Genomic DNA, 18,969 nt, shown 5'->3' on the forward strand with positions numbered 1-18,969 from the left:
TAAGATGAAAAAACATATATACCTATTAATAGCAAGTATTTTTGTATCTACGCTAGCAGTTGCGCAGATAGATCGCAGTAAACAACCTAAACCAGGCCCTGCACCTACAATAAACGTAACGCAACCAGGTACTTTTAATCTAAATAATGGTTTAAAAGTGCTTGTAGTAGAAGACCACACACTTCCTGCTGTACGTGTACAACTAGTAATTGACAACCCATTACATGCATCTGGGAAAAAAGCGGGTGTAGAAGCAATAGTATCTGCAATGTTGGGTAATGGTACAACAAACATTTCTAAAGACGATTTCAACGAAGAAGTAGATTATTTAGGTGCTAACATTTCTTTTGGTTCAGAGAGCGCTTATGCTAGTTCACTTTCTGAATATTTCCCAAGAATTATGGAGCTTATGTCTGATGGTATAAAAAACCCATTATTCACTGAAGAGGAATTCCAAAAAGAAAAGAACAAAATGATCGACGGTTTAAAGAGCCAAGAAAAAAGTGTTTCGGCAGTTGCTTCTAACCTACGTTCAGCATTAATTTACGGGAAGGATCACCCAAAAGGAGAATTTACAACCATTGAAAAAGTTGAAAAATTAACCTTAAACGACGTAAAAGAGTTTTATGAAAACTACTTTAATCCTAAAAATGCTTATTTAGCAGTTGTAGGAGACGTTAAGCAAAACCAAGTTGAAGCTTTAGTTCGTGAGCACCTTAGCGATTGGAAACAAAATCCAGTGCCTTCTGTAGTGTATAGCACTCCTAAAGATGTTCAGTTTACACAAGTTAACTTTATCGACATGCCGAATGCTGTGCAGAGTGAAATTGCTGTACAAAACTTGGTTACTCTTAAGATGAACGACCCTGACTACCCTGCAGTTCTTATTGCAAATAGAATATTAGGAGGTGGTTTCAACAGTTTATTGAATATGAATCTTCGTGAAGCTAATGGATGGACTTACGGAGCACGTTCAAGTACAGGAGCAGATAAAAACATTACTCGTTTTGTAGCTACTACTAGTGTACGTAATGAAGTAACTGATAGTGCAGTTGTGGAAACTTTAAAGGAAATTCGTTTTATCCGTGATAATAAAGTAACAGCTCAACAATTAGCTAACGCTAAAGCGAAGTATGTTGGTGATTTTGTATTGGCACTTGAGCGTCCGTCTACTATCGCAAACCTTGCGCTAGAAGTTTACACTCAAAACCTTCCTAAAGACTTTTACTCTGGATATCTTAAAAAGATAAATGCTGTTACAGCAGAAGATGTTCAACGTGTAGCAAAAAAATATTACAAGCCAGGTAATCTTCGTATTGTAGTAGTAGGTAAAGGTTCTGAAGTATTAGAAGGACTTAAAAACCTAAAAAACCACGAAGGAAGACAAATTCCTGTGTACTATTTTGATAAAGAAGGAAACCCAACTACAGAGCCAAACTACAATATGCCTGTTGAATCTGGAGTAACTGCTGAATCTGTAATAAACAAATACATCGATGCAATTGGAGGGCGCAAAGCTTTAGCAGATGTTAAGACTGTAAAAATGGAAGCCGGAGCAGAAATGCAAGGTATGCAGTTAGGTCTTGAAATCAAGAAAACCACTAAAAACCAATCTTCACTGATAGTTTCTATGGGTGGTGCTCCACTTCAAAAAGTGATTTTCGATGGAGAAAAAGGCTATATGTCTGGACAAGGACAAAAAATGGATTATACAGACGAGCAAAACCAAGCTGCAAAAAAGCAAGCTGTTCCATTTGCTGAACTTTCTGCTAAAGACGCAAAACTAGATCGCGTTGAAGAAGGTGCTTATGTTATTGTTTTAGAAGAAGGACAAGAAGCTTTTTACGATAAAGAAAGTGGATTGAAAGTTAAAGAGGTTTCAACTCAAGAAATGAATGGACAAAAAATTTCAACTACAGTTGTGTACGACGATTACACTGAAGTAAATGGAATTAAATTCCCTTTCACAATTAAGCAGTCTGCAGGACCTCAAGAATTAACTTTTAAAGTAAGTAAAGTTTCAATTAACGAAGGTGTAGCTGATTCAGATTTCGAATAACCAACGAGATTCAGCTTTATAAAAAAACCGCATTAGATTTAGTTCTAATGCGGTTTTTCTATTGAATAGTTTTACTATTTATTCCCAAACTATCGTTTCCATAATTCTTCTAATATCTTCACGAAGATATTCTGCTGCAGGGTAAACAGAGTCGTAATTTGGCTTTGCTTTAAAGTACACAGCACCATTTACAAAGTGACGAATACTATCGGTCACATAAAATTCTGCTTGGGTTGCCGCATTTCCATTTATCATATAAAACATTCCATACACCTTAGAATCTGGGTTTACAAAAGGATATGCAGGTATGCTATTTGCCTTAATAGTATGGTCGTAAGCTAGACGTTGAGCATCTTGTAGTAATGAATCTAGATTGTTAGCTCTTACCTGCTGGTATGTCATATAAATTGTTGCTTTCATTCTAGGATATTGAATGTTTAGAGCGCAATTATCTTTCTTTTCTATAACTGCATTCTCATTCATTTCAAAAGAAAAAGCACAATTAGGATCTACTGTTTTGTACTCAGGAATAGGGTAATCTAACCTCAGCTGGGCAGCAGGTTTCACTGTAACCTCATCTTCACATGAAACACATATGAAAAGTAAAATTATTGAGGAGAGTATACGTTTATAGATTTTCAATTGTAACTTTTATTTGTTTTATACGTTTGCCTTCAAAAGCTTCAATTACAAACGCATAACCGTGAAATAATATTTTTTCGTTTTTCTTAGGGAATCCCTTTGATACTTCAAGTAGGAAACCAGCTAACGTTTCTGCTTCTCCTTTATTATCTTCAAACTCTTCAGGGTCATCTAGCTTTATCACCTTGTAAAAATCTTTCAGAGGTGTTTTCCCTTCAAAGATAAATGTATTGTCGTCTAGCTTAGAGAAAATAAGATCTTCATCATCAAACTCGTCGCTAATTTCCCCTACAATTTCTTCAATAATATCTTCTAAAGAAATTAGTCCGCTAGTTCCTCCATATTCATCCACCACAATTGCAAGGTGCATTTTCATTTCCTTAAACTCATTCAGCAAATCGTCTAGCTTTTTGTTTTCAGGCACAAAATACGCTTCGCGTTTCAAAGTCTTCCAATCTAGGATTTTTCTATCTGTGTATGGAATTAAGTCTTTTACATATAATACGCCAGTAATATTATCCATGCTATCCTTGTAAACTGGAATTCGCGAATAGCCGTGTTGAATAATTTCAGGAAGAATCTCTTTAAAGGATTGATCTTCACTAATTGCGAAAATATCCATTCGGTTTTTCATCACCTGCTTGGTATCTGTATTTCCGAAAGTAACAATTCCCTGTAGAATTTTTTGTTCTTCAAAGGTAGTATCCTGATTAGAAAGTTCTAGCGCCTGTGATAGGTGATCTACACTAATATTTGATTTTTGCTTACCATAACGATCGTGCAAAAACAATGTTACCGATCGCATAGGAGAACTAATTGGAGACAGTAAAGTATCCAAAACATTTAGAGGTTGTGCCATAAAAACAGCAAAAGAAATCCCATTTCTGTTTGCATAAATTTTAGGCAGTATCTCACCAAAAAGCAAGATTAGAAAAGTCACAACTCCAACTTCTATAATAAAACGAATATCTACACCGTAGTAATTCGTTAGAATATTAGAGAATAAAAGATCGCTCATCGAATCGAAAAGCAGCACTATAGCAATGTTTATGAAGTTATTAGCCACAAGAATCGTTGCCAAAAGCTTTTTCGGTTTCGACAGTAACTTTTCTACTATAGCAAGTTTTTTAGCAATTGCTTTCTCGTTATTAGTCTCAAAATCTGAAGAAGATAAAGAGAAAAAAGCCACTTCGGCACCCGAAATCAGCGCAGAGCAGCCTAATAAAACAACAAGCAAAACAATACTTGTTATATGAGTAAAGTCCAAAGTATTAATTAATAATAGTAAACCTGGGGGTTCTGTATCCAATTTGATGAATTTAGTTAAACATTAAAAAGGAAGATCGTCCTCTTCTTCAGTAATAGACTTTGCAGCCTGAGATGGTTGAGTAGCCTGTGGTTTTTGAACATTTTGTTCTGGATTATTTTGCGGGGTTTCGTTTCCGCTTCCTTTAGGTGTCAAGAACGTAAAGTCAGTACAATGCACCTCTGTGCTATATCTATCCAATCCTTTATCATCTTGCCATTTGCGAGTTTTTAAACGGCCTTCAATATAAACCATGTCGCCCTTTTTTAAATACTTCTCACAAATTTCAGCAGCTTTATTTCGAACTACAATATTGTGCCATTCTGTATTTGTAACACGCTCGTTTGTAGTTTTGTTTACATAAGTTTCATTTGTAGCCAGAGGAAATCGTCCAATACTATTTCCGCCCTCAAAGTAATGCATCTTTACATCATCGCCCGTATGTCCAATTAACATAACTTTGTTCAATGTTCCACTCATATTTTCTTTATTTTATAATTTATGCAAAGGTAAATCTTGTGTTCTAAATATACGGTTTTTTTAAGTTTTAATATAGAATGATTTAAATGAAAGCTATAAACCTAAAATAGATTTAGTAGTTTTCAAAAAATTCTGAAACAAAATTTTCTATTAAAACTGGGACTGCGTAATTATTTATTTCAGAAATAGGAATATCGGCTTGACCATCTTTAGGTGTTTCAATTATCCAAAAACGGGTGTATAAATGTTGGTGCGAAAGTTTATGAACCACTGCCTCTTCATTAAAAAGCGATATACTTCTAATATCTAAGTTTTCTGAAAAATCTTGAAACTGTGGGAGGTTTTTTAAAGCCTCGATGTCGACTTCCTCTGGAGTTTCAACCAATGGAAACTCAAAAAGTTTATGCCAAATTCCCTTCCCGATTCGTTGTTGAAGTATAGTGTTTTCATTTTCTGATAGAACAACTAGATAATTAAAATATCTTTTCTTTACGGGTTTAGCTTTAATTTTTACAGGTAATTCCTCTACTTCATTCTTCTGAAAAGCAACACAACTATCATTAAAAATACAACTATTGCAATCTGGATTTCTAGGCACACAATGTCTCGCTCCAAATTCCATAATAGCTTGGTTAAAAGTGCCAGGTTGCTTCTTATCTATTAATTGTTGGGCTAGATTTTTGAATTCTTTTGGTCCATTTCCTTTATTAATAGGTGTAGATATTCCAAAAACACGAGATAGCACTCTATAAACATTACCATCAACTACCGCTTGCGGCTCATTAAAGCATATACTTGCAATAGCGCTTGCGGTATATTCTCCTACTCCCTTTAATTTTAATAAGTCCTTATAGTTATCAGGAAAAACGCCATTCATTTCATCGGTTACCATTTTGGCAGTAGCATGAAGGTTTCGTGCTCGAGAATAATATCCTAATCCTTGCCATAGTTTCAAAACTTCATCCTCAGGTGAATTTGCTAAATCTTGAACCGTAGGATAGGCGTTTATAAACTTTAAATAATAGGGTAATCCTTGCGCAACTCGCGTTTGTTGCAGCATAATTTCTGACAGCCAAATATGATATGGACTTACTGTTTTTCGCCATGGGAGATCTCGCTTATTATCTAAATACCACGAAATTAGCCTTTTGGAAAAGTGAGGGTTTAAAATTGACATTGGGTAAAAATAATCTATATTCCATTAAATTTTAAAGGATTATGCTTTGATTTATTGATTTTAAAATATGTATATTTGCAGACCCAAAAAAACTCTAGTAAAAGAATAATTAATTAAAATACACATATAATGACGAAAGCAGATATCGTAGCTAAGATTTCAGAAAGATTAGGAATGGAAAAGAATGAAGTTCAAGCTACTGTTGAAACCTTTATGGAAGAAGTGAAGAATTCTCTTGAAGGTGGTGACAACGTTTATTTAAGAGGTTTCGGTAGTTTTATTATTAAAACTAGAGCCGAAAAAACTGGAAGAAATATTTCAAAAAACACAACAATAAAAATCCCTGCTCACAATATCCCGGCTTTTAAACCTGCAAAAGTATTTGTTGAAGGAGTAAAAACCAATGTGGAAATAAAATAGTAATAACCAGTTTGGTTCCGACTCGATGAATTTCGAGGAAGGGATGGAACATAAAAAAAGACTTTAGTATGCCAAGTGGTAAGAAAAGAAAAAGACATAAGGTAGCGACTCACAAACGTAAAAAGCGTCGTCGCGCTAACCGTCATAAGAAGAAAAAGTAGTTCTAAACTACTTTTTCTGTTTTAAAAGTAATTTGGCAACTTCCCTTAGGTGTAGTTGCCAAATAAAACAAACGAAATATCGTTCTTTGAAAATGAGATTGCAACAACCTTCTTTTGGTTTTGGTGCGGTTTCGCCGGGTTTTAATTAAAAACCTGTGAAAAAATATTGTTTAATAAGTTCCGATTATACATCGGGACTACAAAATTAATGTAACGTGAACTACGAATTATTTATTAGGTCCGGTTCACAAGAAGTTGATTTTGCCCTATTAAAGGATGGAAGACTTATAGAGCTTCACAAAGAAGAAGAGGATAATAATTTTACGGTTGGCGACATCTTTCTTGCCAAAATACGTAAAACAGTCCCAGGTTTAAACGCCGCCTTTGTAAATGTGGGTTACGAAAAAGATGGTTTTTTACACTATCACGATCTCGGCCCTAAAGTATCTTCACTTTTAAAATTTGTTAAAGGTGTAAGTACAGGAAAACTAAAAGATTATACTCTAAAAGACTTCCCATTCGAAAAAGAGATTGACAAGCATGGCAACATTAATAATGCCTTGAAAAACAATCAATCTATCTTGGTTCAAATAGTAAAAGAACCCATATCTACCAAAGGACCCCGTATAAGCTCTGAGCTATCTATAGCCGGAAGATATATTGTATTGGTTCCATTTTCTGATCGTGTTTCTGTTTCTCAAAAAATAGAAAGTAACGAAGAAAAAGACAGGTTAAAACGCTTGATTAAAAGCATTAAACCAAAAGGATTTGGCGTTATTATACGTACCGTAGCCGAGGGCAAAAAAGTAGCAGAACTGGACAAAGATTTACAGAATCTTATGGAACGCTGGATAGCGATGTGTAAGAAGCTACAAGGGGCGCACCACCCTTCAAAAGTGCTAAGCGAGCTAAATAGAGGAGCTTCTCTAATCCGCGATATGTTTAACGATTCATTCTCAGCAATACATATCGACGATGAAACTCTATACTTGCAAATAAAAGATTATGTGCAGGAGATTGCACCAAACAAAGACAATATCGTAAAGCATTATGATTCTAATGTTCCAATGTTTGAAAAATTTGGAATTGAACGACAAATAAAAACTTCTTTCGGAAAATCTGTTACAGGTAGTAAAGGAGCTTATTTAGTTATAGAACATACAGAAGCCATGCACGTAATAGACGTGAATAGTGGTAACCGAAGTAACAAGCAAAAAACACAGGAAGACACAGCGTTAGAAGTGAATTTAATTGCTGCTACCGAGGTAGCAAGACAGCTTAGGTTACGCGATATGGGAGGAATAATTGTGGTAGATTTTATCGATCTGGCAAGCGCCGCACACCGCAAACAGCTCTACAACCACCTTCGTGATGAAATGAAGGACGATAGAGCAAAGCACAAAATACTCCCACCAAGTAAATTTGGGTTAATTCAAATAACCCGTCAACGAGTTAGGCCAGAGATGAACATCAAAACTCGCGAAGAAGATCCTAGTAATGGAGGCGATGGCGAGATTGAAGCACCTATAATCGTTATAAACAGAATTAACGAAGAGGTAAAACGCCTTTTCAAAAAAGACTATAAAAAGATAACACTTAATACACATCCTTTTATAGCAGCCTTTTTAACCAAAGGTTTCCCAAGCGTCCGAACCAAATGGTTTTTGGAACATAAAAAATGGGTGAAAATTCAACCTCGAGATGCATACACATATCTCGAATATCATTTCCACGATAAAGATGGAAAACTGATAAAATAATTTTAAACCCCTTTTGAAGAAATTCTTCAAAAGGGGTTTTTTTGTGTCTTTAAGTTTCTAATGTTACAACCGACCTATGTAAGATTTCTTTGCGAACTTTGCAATGCAATATTAGCAGAATAACTATAGTAAAGATGCTAGGGAAATCTAACTGATCTTAAGCCCTAGTAGCATTTAAAGTCACTAGCTTTCATATTATGAATGAAAATAAAACATATACCGTAGATGAAGCTAAAAGGCGATTAGAACGCTATTGCGCCTACCAGGAGCGTTGCCATAAGGAAGTGCAGCAAAAGCTTTACGAGATGCGTATGATACCCTTAGCGATAGATGAAATTATTGACCACTTATTACGTCACAATTTTTTAAATGAAACAAGGTTTGCTCAAACCTTTGCCCGTGGAAAGTTTAGAACGAAAAAATGGGGACGAAATAGAATAGTGAATGAATTGAAAATGCGACAAATTTCAAAATTCAACATTAAAATTGCGCTAAAGGAAATACCAGATGTAGACTACTACAAAACATTTGAAACTCTAGCTGAAAAACGAATTAAGCAACTAGAATCAGAAACGAATATTCAGAAAAAAAGAAAAAAACTTGCCGACTATCTTTTTTACCGAGGTTGGGAGCCTGAGCTGGTTTACGCTAAAATTAACGAAATTCTGAATAAATAAATATTACAAATTAAAAGAAGCTCCCAAATTAAAAGTTACTTGATTGTGTAGCTTTTCAGCAGGTGTTAAAGTATCGGTGTTATACTTTGCAAAAGGGACATTCATTTCTGTGAATACACCAAAGCCACTAGTAAAGAAATAACGCGCGCCTAAATGCCCTCCAAAATTCTTTAAACTTACATTAAGCCCTGGATACACATCAAAATTTTCATCCACATTTATCACATTACCTAAATTGGCATTAAACCTTGCTTTTAAATCAAAACGGTCTGCAAATTTTGCTATGGGCTCTTCATTACCTGCAGGTGTAATGTATTTTTTAACATCTAGCAGATAAGAAGAAGTAAGTCCTACAGAAATGTTTTCACCCATTCCAAAGTCTAAACTAGTCATAACTCCTGTACCGTTATTTTGTAAATTGGCACCAACTTGAAATTTTATATCTCCTTTCCCAGTATAAGCTTGAGCAAAGGTTAATTGTAAACAAAAAAGGGCTATTATAGTTGCAAATGTTTTCATCTTAAATTTTTTGGCGAATATAGTTAATTATACAATTATTAAAGTGTTTTATTAGTGCGAACAATGGCTTGTTCGTTTTTCCAATCAATCCATTTCTGACCCTTAACTTTTCGCATAAATTGATCGTAGTAACGCATAATAACAATATTGTAAATTGCTTTAGCTAAATTTTTCGGGTTTCTAGCAATGGCGCGTAAACTCATTGAAAAACCTGGTGTTATATAACGCATATAATGCCAATACCCTTCCGGCATATACAACACATTTCCGTGTTCTAAATTAGCAATATATCCCTCGGCTTTTTTTAAGGCGGGCCACTTGGTGTAGTCTGGATCGTGAAAATCTATATCTTCTCTCGTAATTAGAGAATGAGGGATTTTATACAAGTAGTCATTCTGGTTTTGGTCAAAGAGAATCACTTCCTTTTTACCTTGAAAGTGAAAATGGAAGATATTTGCCAAATCGATATCATAATGCATAAAGGTATAAGAATCCTTCCCTCCAAAAAAGAGCATCGGCAAGCCTTTCATCAGTTTCAACCCAAAATCTGGGTATGAAAAATCCTTCTGAAGTTGTGGAACTTCTTTTAAAATATTCCAAAGAAAGATTCGGTATTTAGTAGGTTCCTTTTTAAGAAGGGCTACGTATTCTTTCATTTTCATTTCGGCATGCGGCTCATTAAACCCATCTTTATGACTTACAGGTCGATCATCATACAAAGGCACCGTCTTGTCCCCTGCTACTTCAGCCATATAGTCTAAATTCCATTTGGTATAAGCTGGCCAATCCTCTATAAACCTTTCAATTACAACTGGTTTTTGGGGTTTAAAGTAATTATTCAGAAAATCTTCTTTGGTAATGGCCTTTACCCTATCTATTTCCTTTAATTTCATAGCTTTAATCTTAGTGCAAATTTACTAATCTAGAGCTATCCTAGCGAGATTGTTAATATAACTTTAAGCATTTATCAATAAATGATTAAACAAAAGCGCTATACCCCGTAATTGCGCGCCCTACAATTAGGGTGTTGATTTCTTTAGTGCCTTCATAACTGTAAATTGCTTCGGCGTCTGCTACGAATCTAGCTACGTCGTATTCTAGAAGAATTCCATTCCCGCCCATTACCTCTCGAGCGCGACTTACAACATCGCGAGTTCGCATGCTACAAAACACTTTTGCAAGGGAAGCGTGTTCATCTGTTAATAATCCTTCATCCTGCAATTCTGAAAGTCGGAAACACATAGTTTGCATTGCCGTTAAATTGGCAACCATTTCTACTAAGTGATTTTGAATTAATTGATAGGAAGCGATTGGCTTTCCAAATTGCTCCCTCTTTTTGGTATATTTTAATGCAGCTTCGTAAGCTCCACGTGCACATCCAACGGCTTGCCAAGCCACTCCTGCTCTCGTCATTCGTAAAACCTTTGCCGTGTCTTTAAACGAATCGCATTTCTGTAATCTATCACTTTCCGGTACTCGACAATTGGTAAGGGTTATGATAGCGTTTTGGACGGTACGCAGCGCCATTTTGTTCTCCATTTTCTCCGCCTTGAAACCGGGGTTTTCCTTACGTACTAAAAAACCTTTTACTTGGTCTGAAGCTTCATCACGCGCCCAAATAATAATAACATCGGCAAACGTAGCATTGCCTATCCACTTTTTTTGTCCGTTTAAAACCCAATCATCTCCTTCTTTTCTACAAGTTGTTCCTAAACCACCTGCCACTGCCGAGCCTACTTCTGGTTCTGTAAGCCCAAAGGCTCCTATTAGCTCCATACGCTGCATTCTAGGCAACCATTCTTGTTTCTGCTCCTCACTTCCGCAAACATAAATCGAACCCATTGCAAGACCGCTGTGGACGCCAAAAAATGTAGAGATGGAGACATCAACTCGAGCCAGTTCCATAGCTATAATTCCCTCCATTAAAAACGGGTGATTTTGCGACCCTACACCTTCGTATGCTATTCCACAGATGTCTAGTTCAGCCATTTTTGGAATAATTTGAAATGGAAATTCAGCTTTATTCCAATACTCATTTGCAATTGGCTTTATCTCATCTTCCATAAAATTGCGCACTTTAATTTGTAGCTCGCGTTGCTCAGGTGTTAATTTTAATGCCAAATCATAAAAATCTCCATCTATAGGAGGTAATTTATGTTGCCCCTTTTTGCCTCCTTTATGTTTTAGCATTTTCATTAAGCCAGCCAACTGCCTATCATCGAGTTCCCCAACCGATTTCATTATTTCTGGTAAATCAACTTTTTGTGAAAGTTTCCCCAAGGCATCAAGATCTATATCTTGCATTAAACTTATTGTTTGCTTTATTTTTTTGAAAATAGACATAGTGGTTTTTTTAAGAGTTGACTCCTAAAGATACCACTATGTGAATTTGTGAATGGCTAAATAAAAGTTAATTTGATGAAAGTGGAGTAACTTCCCTCTCGTATACATATCCTTTTAAACCTTTTGAAGATTGAATATGAAACCATTCTTGGCTTTTTCCCAATACGCTTATAGTGTCATTTTTTCGCACCACCGATAATTGAGGAAAAATTGAAGCTGGACCTTTTCGAACCTCAGCAATATGCCTTTTAACCACAGCTCGATTAACTATTGAAGGTTGATCAATGGTTTGAATTTCGGTTTTCTTTATAAATGAAATTGGGTTTACAGCACCTTGTTCTTTGTAAACTCCAAAATGTAGATGTGGAGGAAGCTCTATAGCATTACCCGTGTTTCCAACAAAACCAATAGTATCACCAATTTCCACTTTGTCACCTTCAGAAACTATAAAGCTGTCTAAATGGGCATAGTAAATTCTTTTTTTCTTTAATTTATCGGTTATCCAAACCTGTAATCCACCAAACCCGCCATTTCCTGTAGAAGAGATTGTTCCATCCGTAATTGCAATAACTGGTGTTCCTCGCTCGGAAAAAATATCCACTCCTTCGTGGGAACGACTTCCCGTATCCCGTGGGTCTGCCCAAAACCCTTGAATATCTTTATTAACCCCGCCAACAACTGGAAACGGATATAGCGGTTCAGAATATATTTTTAACTGAAAAGAGCCTTTCATGTTTAATTGCGGCTGAAGAATTAGCTTGTATAAACCCGATTCTTCGATTTCTTTTGAAAACATAGATTCAAATTCTTCAGCGCTTTTAAGCAGCCTTAAGGAATCCTTTTTCACTTCAAAAAAGTCAATAAAAACTAAACTGGAATCAACTTGTTTTTGAAGATCTACAACTATTCGTTCCCCTTCTTTAAGTTGAATGTTATAACTGTAAACATTTAATTCATCTTCGGTATAAACTCCACTTTCAGAATACGGAAGCGTTATTTGAAGGTTGTCGTGTTTAGCATTTTGAAAAGCTTCCTTCCAACGAATAAAAGTTGAGTCGTTTTCAGAAAATTGTTGATCATAAGCTAAACGCGCAGGGAGTTTTAAAGGTTTTTCAGAAATTTCTACTTTCTCTTGAACATCTTCCTTACAAACCGCAAGTAGTAATCCTAAAAAAAATAAGATAATAAATGTTCTTTGATTCATTGCGAGACTAAGTTAATAGAAAAATCACCAAAAGCCATCCCTCCCGTCTTTGAGCACACTTTTTAAAACAAAGAGCGAGCTTATTCGATTCACTTTTAAGAATAGCATCAACCAAATAGATGGTGTACCACATCGTGAACCTTAGCCACTTTAATGATATTTATATGGAAATTGTTTTTTGGAATTTTACAATATTTTGAGATAACAATCGCAGTAAAGCCAAGTTTCTCTGCTTCTAAAATTCGTTGTTCTACTCGAGTTACGGGACGCACCTCCCCTGCTAAACCAACCTCAGCAGCGAAGCAAAGTCGTTTGTCTATTGCAATATCAATATTTGATGAAAGTACAGCTGCTACAACTGCTAAATCTATTGCTGGATCATCCACTGTTATGCCCCCTGTTACATTTAAAAAAACATCTTTCGCACCAAGTTTAAAACCGGCTCGTTTCTCTAAAACAGCAAGAATCATATTTAGTCGCTTGGCATTATATCCCGTTGCACTACGTTGAGGCGTACCATATACCGCACTACTAACCAAAGCTTGAATTTCTATCATAAGTGGACGCATTCCTTCTAGTGTTGCAGAAATTGCAGTTCCACTTAAATCTTCTTCGTTTTTAGAAATTAAAATTTCTGAAGGGTTTGAAACTTCGCGAAGACCACTGCCCTGCATTTCATAAATTCCTAATTCGTTGGTGCTTCCAAAACGGTTTTTGTTTGCGCGAAGAATTCTATAAATATGGTTTCTGTCACCTTCAAATTGCAGGACGGTATCCACCATATGCTCCAATATTTTCGGTCCTGCGATATTGCCATCTTTAGTAATATGACCAATTAAAATTACTGGTGTAGCGGTTTCTTTTGCGAATCTTATAAGTTCAGCAGTAGTTTCTCGAATTTGAGAAATACTACCTGCAGCACTTTCAATATGGTCTGTATGTAAAGTCTGAATAGAATCTATTACCACAATGTCTGGAGCAACCTCTTCTATATTTCTGAAGATATTTTGTGTTTTAGTTTCGGTTAAAATAAAACAAGTTTCAGAATTCGGCTGAATACGCTCGGCTCTCATTTTAATTTGCTGCGCACTTTCTTCTCCTGAAACATAAAGTGTTTTATAAGGAAGTTGTAATGCAATTTGAAGCATCAAGGTACTTTTCCCTATTCCCGGTTCTCCCCCTAAAAGCGTTAATGAACCTGGAACCAAACCGCCACCTAACACTCTATTTAACTCGTTATTTTGAGTGTCTAATCTAGCTTCTGCTTGAGTTGAAATTTCGGAAATACGCTGCGGTTTTGCCACTCGCTTAGCGGTGGTTTCAGAAGATTTCCAACTTAACTTTTCAGCTTTTTGGATTACTTCTTCTGCAATTGTATTCCATTCTTTACAGGAAGTACATTGCCCCTGCCACTTTGCAAATTGTGCTCCACAATTCTGACAAAAAAATGTTGTTTTAGTTTTAGCCATAATAATTCCGCTAAATTAAATATATTTACTGTAGAAACCATCTATAAATGAAACGCTTATTCCTCACTCTTTTTGTATTAAGTGTTTTTTCGCTAAGTAGTTTTGCTCAGCAACTTCAATTTAAAAATTACAAAGTAGAAGATGGTTTAATCAGCAACGAAACTCACGCAATACTTCAAGACAGCAAAAATAGAATTTGGATCTCTTCTATTGGAGGGGTGAGCTGCTTTAATGGAAAAACATTTAAAAACTACTCTATTGAAAACGGGCTGTCTTCCAATATAAGCTTTAGTCTCTTTGAAGATTCGAAAGAAAGAATTTGGGTAGGGACTCTTAATAAAGGCGTTTGCGTAATTGAAAATGAAAAAGTAATTCTTACTAAATCTTTTGAATCTAATTTTTTAGGTAGTGCAAATAGTTTCTTAGAGGCTAAGGATGGCACAATTTACATTGTCTTTGCAAAAGGTTTAGCATCCTATAAAAATGGAGAATGGAAAGAATATGATTTCGATTTCGATAAAAAAAACAGTCCTACTTTACTTAAATCAGCCTGGTACGACGAAAACACGATTTATATTACTTCTTCAACCCACGGAGTCTTCAAACTAACATTAGATACATTCAAGCTTGAAAACTTATACAGCGATAGTGATGAAATAAATAAAATTTGTTATTCAATCTTAATCGATGATGATAAGGTTATTTGGTTAGGTACATACGGAAGTCTAAACAAAATAGATAAAGGCAAAATCACTAGTTATTATTTCAATCGTGACGAGTTTGATCTAAACCGAGTTTATGATATTTTAGAAGAAAATGAAGATGAACTTTATTTAGCTTTTGAAGGAAATGGCTTTGGAGTTTTTAATAAGAAAACAGGTAAGATTACCATATATAACGAAAAGCAGGGAATGCCAAGTAAGTATATTTACAGTATTATTAAAGACACCGAAGGGAATCACTGGATGACTTCTTACGGCGAAGGAATAATTCGTTTTCGGGATACTTCGTTTAAAATATACAACAAAGAACAAGGGATGCCATCGAACTTTGTTAATGATTTTGTGGAGTGGGATGACGAGTTAATTGTTGCTACCGATGCTGGTGCTATTGCAGTGAAAAGCCCTGAAATTGTTCGGTATTTTACAGACAATAAACCGGTAACCAACTTATTTGTAACTCCTGAAAATACTTTGTTAGCTTCTACAAATCAGGATGTAAAAGAATATTTCAAAAATAAACCACCAAAAGTTATTGATACAGGAGTCTATAATTTAATCTATAAAGATGAAGGTCGTACGTTGCTTTTTGAAACTAGCAGGATTAAAGCCATAACTAAAGACTCTACCTATTATATAAATTCTTCTCGAAGCGTCGGGGTTGTGCCAATTGGAGATCGTCTAATTCTGTGCAAAATCAGTGGTTTATACGAACTTAATAACAATAAGGTTAGCGCCATACCCGGTATTGACCTTTATGAACATAATAATTTTAGAAGTATAGATGTAATTAGTGAAAATGAAGTAATAGTTGGAAATGATAGAAACCTATACTATATAAAACTTGAAAATGGGAAATTCAAGATAAAGGTATTAGATATTTCGCGCTTAATTAATTTAAATTATTTCCGTGCATTAAAAGTTGATGACAAAGATTTATGGATAGCAGGAAGAGATGTTTTCTATAAAATTGATTTAAATCTATTACTAGAAAAGGATAGTATATCTAGTAAACATTTTAATACAGTTTCACATTTTTTAGAAAACGACATAGATTTTAATTCGCTTCATGTTACCCAAAAAAAGACTGTGTTGGCGTCTTCGATAAATGGAATTATCACCTTTAGGGAAGATGAGTATATACAAAATTTACAACCCCCAAGGTTAAATCTGTCTGATGTGCTTTTGTTTTCTGAACCATTAGAGGATAGTTTATACCGTAGCTCAAATAGAATTATCCTCCCCTATCAAAAGAATTATTTAACTTTTTTAATGGAGGCAATAACATTTACAAATCCAGAAAAGGTTAAATATCAATATAGGATGAAAGGGCTACGTGACGGGGATGAATGGTCACCACCAACCTCTGATCCAAAAGCTGTATTTTCATTTTTACCTCCTGGAGACTATACATTCGAATTTATTGCAGATAACGGTATTGGAGATTGGCAGTCTAAACCCTACCAATACAGCTTTACTATAAAATTGCCATTTTGGAGAACAGGATGGTTTTGGTTTTCTCTTTTGACATTCATTTCTTTGGGTGTCTTTATTTCTATTTATTATAAAAATAAGCGAGAGCAAAAAAGAAATGAAATTTACACTCATAATCTAATTAAAGCTCAAGAACGAGAGCGAATTCGAGTAGCTCGGGAACTTCACGATAGTGTGGGACAAAAATTAATGTTGCTTACCAAGAAAACAAAATCCCTTGGTAATATTGAAATGGAAACCTTAGCGGGAAATACTTTAGATGAACTTCGCACTATCTCTAGAGGGTTACACCCAGCAACCCTGGAAAAACTAGGACCAACAGCAGCAATAATAAAGTTAATAAACGAAGTTGACGACAATACAAATATCTTTTTTACACACGAAATTGAAGATATAGATGCTTTGTTAAGCAAGGATGCATCCTTACATTTATATAGAATTATTCAAGAAGTGTTGAACAATATGATAAAACATTCTGATGCAAAAGCAGCTTATATCCAAATTGTAAAGAAAAATAACATTTTAGAGACTACAATTGTCGATAACGGAAAAGGTTTTGATAGTATTGATAAATTAAAATTTAATAATAGTTTAGGAATGCAAACTTTAGTAGAACGCGCTAAAATTCTGAATTCCAAAATTGACATTAAAAGTCAAATAAATAAGGGTACCCAAATAACTTTATCTACACCACTTTAAATGATTGTAAAAAGCAATGTAACATTCGTAATCGCAGACGATCATCCAATGATTTTAAAAGGATTGAACGATGAGTTAACATCTAATAACTACAATGTTGTAGGAAAAGCAATAAACGGCTTACAGGCATTAGAGCATATTTTAACTTATAAACCAACAATTGCTCTTTTAGACATAGATATGCCATTATTAACTGGATTTGAGGTTATAAAAATGGCAAAAGAAAAAGAAGTTGATACAAAGTTTATTGTGCTTTCATTTCACAAAGAAAGTGATTATATATCCCAAGCCAAATCCCTTCAAATAAATGGATATCTCCTAAAAGAAGATTCTTTTTCTGAAATTGAAAAGTGCATAAGTAATGTAATTCAAGGAAAAACATATTTCAGTAAATCTTTTGAGCCGTCATCACTTCAAACAGTATCAGACGATTTAAAGAAAATAAAACTTTTAACAGCTTCAGAAAAAACAATTTTAAAGTTGATTGCAAAACAGTTAAGTACTGCTGAAATCGCCGATAACCTATGTGTTTCACCAAGAACAGTAGAAAAACATCGCAGCAATATACTTTCGAAATTAGAATTAAATGGCACTAATCACTCACTGAGTAACTGGGCTTTAATTCATAAAAAAGCAATTCGAGAAATTTAATCTCTAGTACTTAAATCGTCTGCTAAGTCTAAAAGTAATTCCTGAGTAATAAAATCTGCATCTTGTTTTCCAAAACCACCGCGGTAAATTCTAATTGCTTTTCGGTAATCTCCTTTTGACTCATAAAAGCGCCCCAAATAATAATCACCTAAAACATTATCGGGGTATTGTTTTTTAGCAAGTTTCGCTAGATTTTCTACAGCTTCCCATTGATTTTGCTTTTCTGCAGCTGTTCCTACTGCAATAAAGTCGTTAATTCTAATAGGTATATCTAATCCAAACAAATCTTTAATAGTTTGGTATTTATCAACTAGATATTGATACACTTGGGTATCCTTATTCATTAAAACTTCAGAAAATTCTGCTTTACTTATTGGTCTATACACAGAAAATATCTTTTCTAAAGCATTAGGGATACCACGCCCCACCAATGTATAATGCGTCGCATTTTCAAAATTGTCGTAGTAGTAATTAAAAGTTTCGCTCTCTATTCCCTTTAATTGGTTATTTAAACTTTCTGAAGATTCTTTTAATCCCTTAATATCGTCTGTACCAGTAGCCAAGTAATAAAATAGTTTCTCAGGAATCTGTGGGATACGTTGTACAAGACGCTCTTCCATCATTGGCGCTAAGTCTGGGCTTAAGTTTATATATCCATTTAGCAATGGCGGATCCTTAAATAAATAGTAGTTCAAAAAGTTTGCAGTAAAGTCATGCCCTACTCCAATAATGAATTTAGCCGTTCTATAATTTTCATCTATATAAGGAATCAATTCTAACCCGATAAATTCAAAAAAACTAGCTCCTTTATCAGTTGGCATATAACTACGGTCGTCGTATTCCCCATCTTTATATCTACTTCCTGATTGCATAACACCTACAACAATTGCTTCAGGCATATCTTCCCAATAACTGAAGTAGTCTACATTACCAGCAACAGGTTCAAACAAGTAATCAGCATCAAGTACTAAAACTATAGGGTATTTTTTATCAGTATTTGTTTCGTAATTTCTAGGTAATTGTATTTTAAGTTTTCGCGTTTCATCCAGTTTTTTTGAATTGAATTCTTCATAAATCACCTGTGAATTAACCGTACCGAATGTTATTGCAAAAAATGCAAAAAATATAATTTTTTTCATGTAAAGGATTTTTTTTAAGCTTCTGACTGTAAGATAACTAATTTTAAAAT

16 protein-coding genes are annotated in these 18,969 nt (G+C 34.8%); 6 read left to right on the plus strand and 10 right to left on the minus strand.

All coding sequences use genetic code 11. The annotated features are described in order from the left end of the window. The first annotated feature begins 4 nt into the window (after positions 1-4). Positions 5-2,059, plus strand: a complete 2,055-nt coding sequence (locus G3A46_RS01490) for a pitrilysin family protein (RefSeq protein WP_165145313.1) — start codon at positions 5-7, stop codon at positions 2,057-2,059. A gap of 78 nt (positions 2,060-2,137) precedes the next feature. Here the strand turns inward: G3A46_RS01490 and gldD are convergent, their stop codons facing one another. From gldD to mutY, 4 genes are all read right to left on the minus strand, one after another. Beyond that, positions 2,138-2,701, minus strand: coding sequence for a gliding motility lipoprotein GldD (gldD, locus tag G3A46_RS01495; RefSeq protein WP_206735936.1), 564 nt, complete (start codon positions 2,699-2,701; stop codon positions 2,138-2,140). Continuing rightward, a complete protein-coding gene (locus tag G3A46_RS01500; protein ID WP_165145316.1) occupies positions 2,688-4,010 on the minus strand; it encodes a gliding motility-associated protein GldE in 1,323 nt (440 codons plus the stop codon). The genes gldD and G3A46_RS01500 overlap by 14 nt, the downstream gene beginning before the upstream one ends. Before the next feature lie 21 nt (positions 4,011-4,031). Then, on the minus strand, positions 4,032-4,487 hold the full coding sequence (gene ssb / locus G3A46_RS01505) for a single-stranded DNA-binding protein (protein ID WP_165145319.1): 456 nt from the start codon (positions 4,485-4,487) through the stop codon (positions 4,032-4,034). A 112-nt stretch (positions 4,488-4,599) separates the two neighbouring features. After that, on the minus strand, positions 4,600-5,664 hold the full coding sequence (gene mutY, locus G3A46_RS01510; protein WP_165145322.1) for an A/G-specific adenine glycosylase: 1,065 nt from the start codon (positions 5,662-5,664) through the stop codon (positions 4,600-4,602). A gap of 129 nt (positions 5,665-5,793) precedes the next feature. Between mutY and G3A46_RS01515 the strand changes: the two genes are divergently transcribed. The 3 genes from G3A46_RS01515 to G3A46_RS01525 all read left to right on the plus strand — a co-directional run bounded on the left by G3A46_RS01515 (position 5,794) and on the right by G3A46_RS01525 (position 8,682). Next, positions 5,794-6,084 carry an HU family DNA-binding protein gene (locus G3A46_RS01515; RefSeq protein ID WP_139854125.1) on the plus strand — a complete coding sequence of 97 codons (291 nt, stop codon included), beginning with the start codon at positions 5,794-5,796 and terminating at the stop codon, positions 6,082-6,084. 376 nt (positions 6,085-6,460) lie between these two features. After that, positions 6,461-8,005 carry an Rne/Rng family ribonuclease gene (locus G3A46_RS01520; RefSeq protein WP_165145325.1) on the plus strand — a complete coding sequence of 515 codons (1,545 nt, stop codon included), beginning with the start codon at positions 6,461-6,463 and terminating at the stop codon, positions 8,003-8,005. 197 nt (positions 8,006-8,202) lie between these two features. Beyond that, a complete protein-coding gene (locus tag G3A46_RS01525; RefSeq protein WP_165145328.1) occupies positions 8,203-8,682 on the plus strand; it encodes a regulatory protein RecX in 480 nt (159 codons plus the stop codon). Between the two features lie 3 nt (positions 8,683-8,685). Here G3A46_RS01525 and G3A46_RS01530 read toward each other — a convergent pair whose 3' ends face one another. From G3A46_RS01530 to radA, 5 genes are all read right to left on the minus strand, one after another. Next, positions 8,686-9,201: a DUF6646 family protein gene (locus G3A46_RS01530; RefSeq protein ID WP_165145331.1), complete on the minus strand. Its 516-nt coding sequence runs from the start codon at positions 9,199-9,201 to the stop codon at positions 8,686-8,688. Between the two features lie 38 nt (positions 9,202-9,239). Beyond that, positions 9,240-10,094 (minus strand): cupin-like domain-containing protein, encoded by an 855-nt coding sequence (locus tag G3A46_RS01535; protein ID WP_165145334.1) that lies wholly within the window; start codon positions 10,092-10,094, stop codon positions 9,240-9,242. An 85-nt stretch (positions 10,095-10,179) separates the two neighbouring features. Beyond that, positions 10,180-11,544 (minus strand): acyl-CoA dehydrogenase family protein, encoded by a 1,365-nt coding sequence (locus G3A46_RS01540; protein WP_165145337.1) that lies wholly within the window; start codon positions 11,542-11,544, stop codon positions 10,180-10,182. 67 nt (positions 11,545-11,611) lie between these two features. Continuing rightward, complete coding sequence (locus G3A46_RS01545; protein ID WP_165145340.1) at positions 11,612-12,748, minus strand: M23 family metallopeptidase; 1,137 nt, start codon at positions 12,746-12,748, stop codon at positions 11,612-11,614. A 107-nt stretch (positions 12,749-12,855) separates the two neighbouring features. Continuing rightward, positions 12,856-14,217 (minus strand): DNA repair protein RadA, encoded by a 1,362-nt coding sequence (gene radA / locus G3A46_RS01550; RefSeq protein ID WP_165145343.1) that lies wholly within the window; start codon positions 14,215-14,217, stop codon positions 12,856-12,858. A 47-nt stretch (positions 14,218-14,264) separates the two neighbouring features. Between radA and G3A46_RS01555 the strand changes: the two genes are divergently transcribed. Next, the gene (locus G3A46_RS01555) at positions 14,265-17,129 is read left to right on the plus strand and encodes a sensor histidine kinase (protein ID WP_165145346.1); all 2,865 of its coding nucleotides are present in this window, start codon (positions 14,265-14,267) and stop codon (positions 17,127-17,129) included. Beyond that, positions 17,130-17,780, plus strand: a complete 651-nt coding sequence (locus tag G3A46_RS01560) for a response regulator transcription factor (RefSeq protein WP_165145349.1) — start codon at positions 17,130-17,132, stop codon at positions 17,778-17,780. On the opposite strand, the gene G3A46_RS01565 is transcribed toward G3A46_RS01560, so the two are convergent. Further along, the gene (locus G3A46_RS01565) at positions 17,777-18,919 is read right to left on the minus strand and encodes an alpha/beta hydrolase-fold protein (protein ID WP_165145352.1); all 1,143 of its coding nucleotides are present in this window, start codon (positions 18,917-18,919) and stop codon (positions 17,777-17,779) included. The two genes, G3A46_RS01560 and G3A46_RS01565, sit on opposite strands and share 4 nt — an antisense overlap. Positions 18,920-18,969 lie beyond the last annotated feature (50 nt).

The sequence above is a fragment of the Aequorivita sp. KMM 9714 genome (assembly GCF_011065475.1).
Classification (GTDB): Bacteria; Bacteroidota; Bacteroidia; order Flavobacteriales; family Flavobacteriaceae; genus Aequorivita; species Aequorivita sinensis.

Excerpts from the sequence above, each read along its gene's own strand:
- G3A46_RS01560 (WP_165145349.1), top strand. The coding sequence starts at position 17,130 with ATGATTGTAAAAAGCAATGTAACATTCGTAATCGCAGACGATCATCCA.
- G3A46_RS01490 (WP_165145313.1), top strand. The coding sequence starts at position 5 with ATGAAAAAACATATATACCTATTAATAGCAAGTATTTTTGTATCTACG.
- ssb (WP_165145319.1), bottom strand. The coding sequence starts at position 4,487 with ATGAGTGGAACATTGAACAAAGTTATGTTAATTGGACATACGGGCGAT.
- G3A46_RS01555 (WP_165145346.1), top strand. The coding sequence starts at position 14,265 with ATGAAACGCTTATTCCTCACTCTTTTTGTATTAAGTGTTTTTTCGCTA.
- mutY (WP_165145322.1), bottom strand. The coding sequence starts at position 5,664 with ATGTCAATTTTAAACCCTCACTTTTCCAAAAGGCTAATTTCGTGGTAT.
- G3A46_RS01515 (WP_139854125.1), top strand. The coding sequence starts at position 5,794 with ATGACGAAAGCAGATATCGTAGCTAAGATTTCAGAAAGATTAGGAATG.
- G3A46_RS01545 (WP_165145340.1), bottom strand. The coding sequence starts at position 12,748 with ATGAATCAAAGAACATTTATTATCTTATTTTTTTTAGGATTACTACTT.
- radA (WP_165145343.1), bottom strand. The coding sequence starts at position 14,217 with ATGGCTAAAACTAAAACAACATTTTTTTGTCAGAATTGTGGAGCACAA.
- G3A46_RS01565 (WP_165145352.1), bottom strand. The coding sequence starts at position 18,919 with ATGAAAAAAATTATATTTTTTGCATTTTTTGCAATAACATTCGGTACG.
- G3A46_RS01540 (WP_165145337.1), bottom strand. The coding sequence starts at position 11,544 with ATGTCTATTTTCAAAAAAATAAAGCAAACAATAAGTTTAATGCAAGAT.
- G3A46_RS01525 (WP_165145328.1), top strand. The coding sequence starts at position 8,203 with ATGAATGAAAATAAAACATATACCGTAGATGAAGCTAAAAGGCGATTA.
- G3A46_RS01535 (WP_165145334.1), bottom strand. The coding sequence starts at position 10,094 with ATGAAATTAAAGGAAATAGATAGGGTAAAGGCCATTACCAAAGAAGAT.
- G3A46_RS01530 (WP_165145331.1), bottom strand. The coding sequence starts at position 9,201 with ATGAAAACATTTGCAACTATAATAGCCCTTTTTTGTTTACAATTAACC.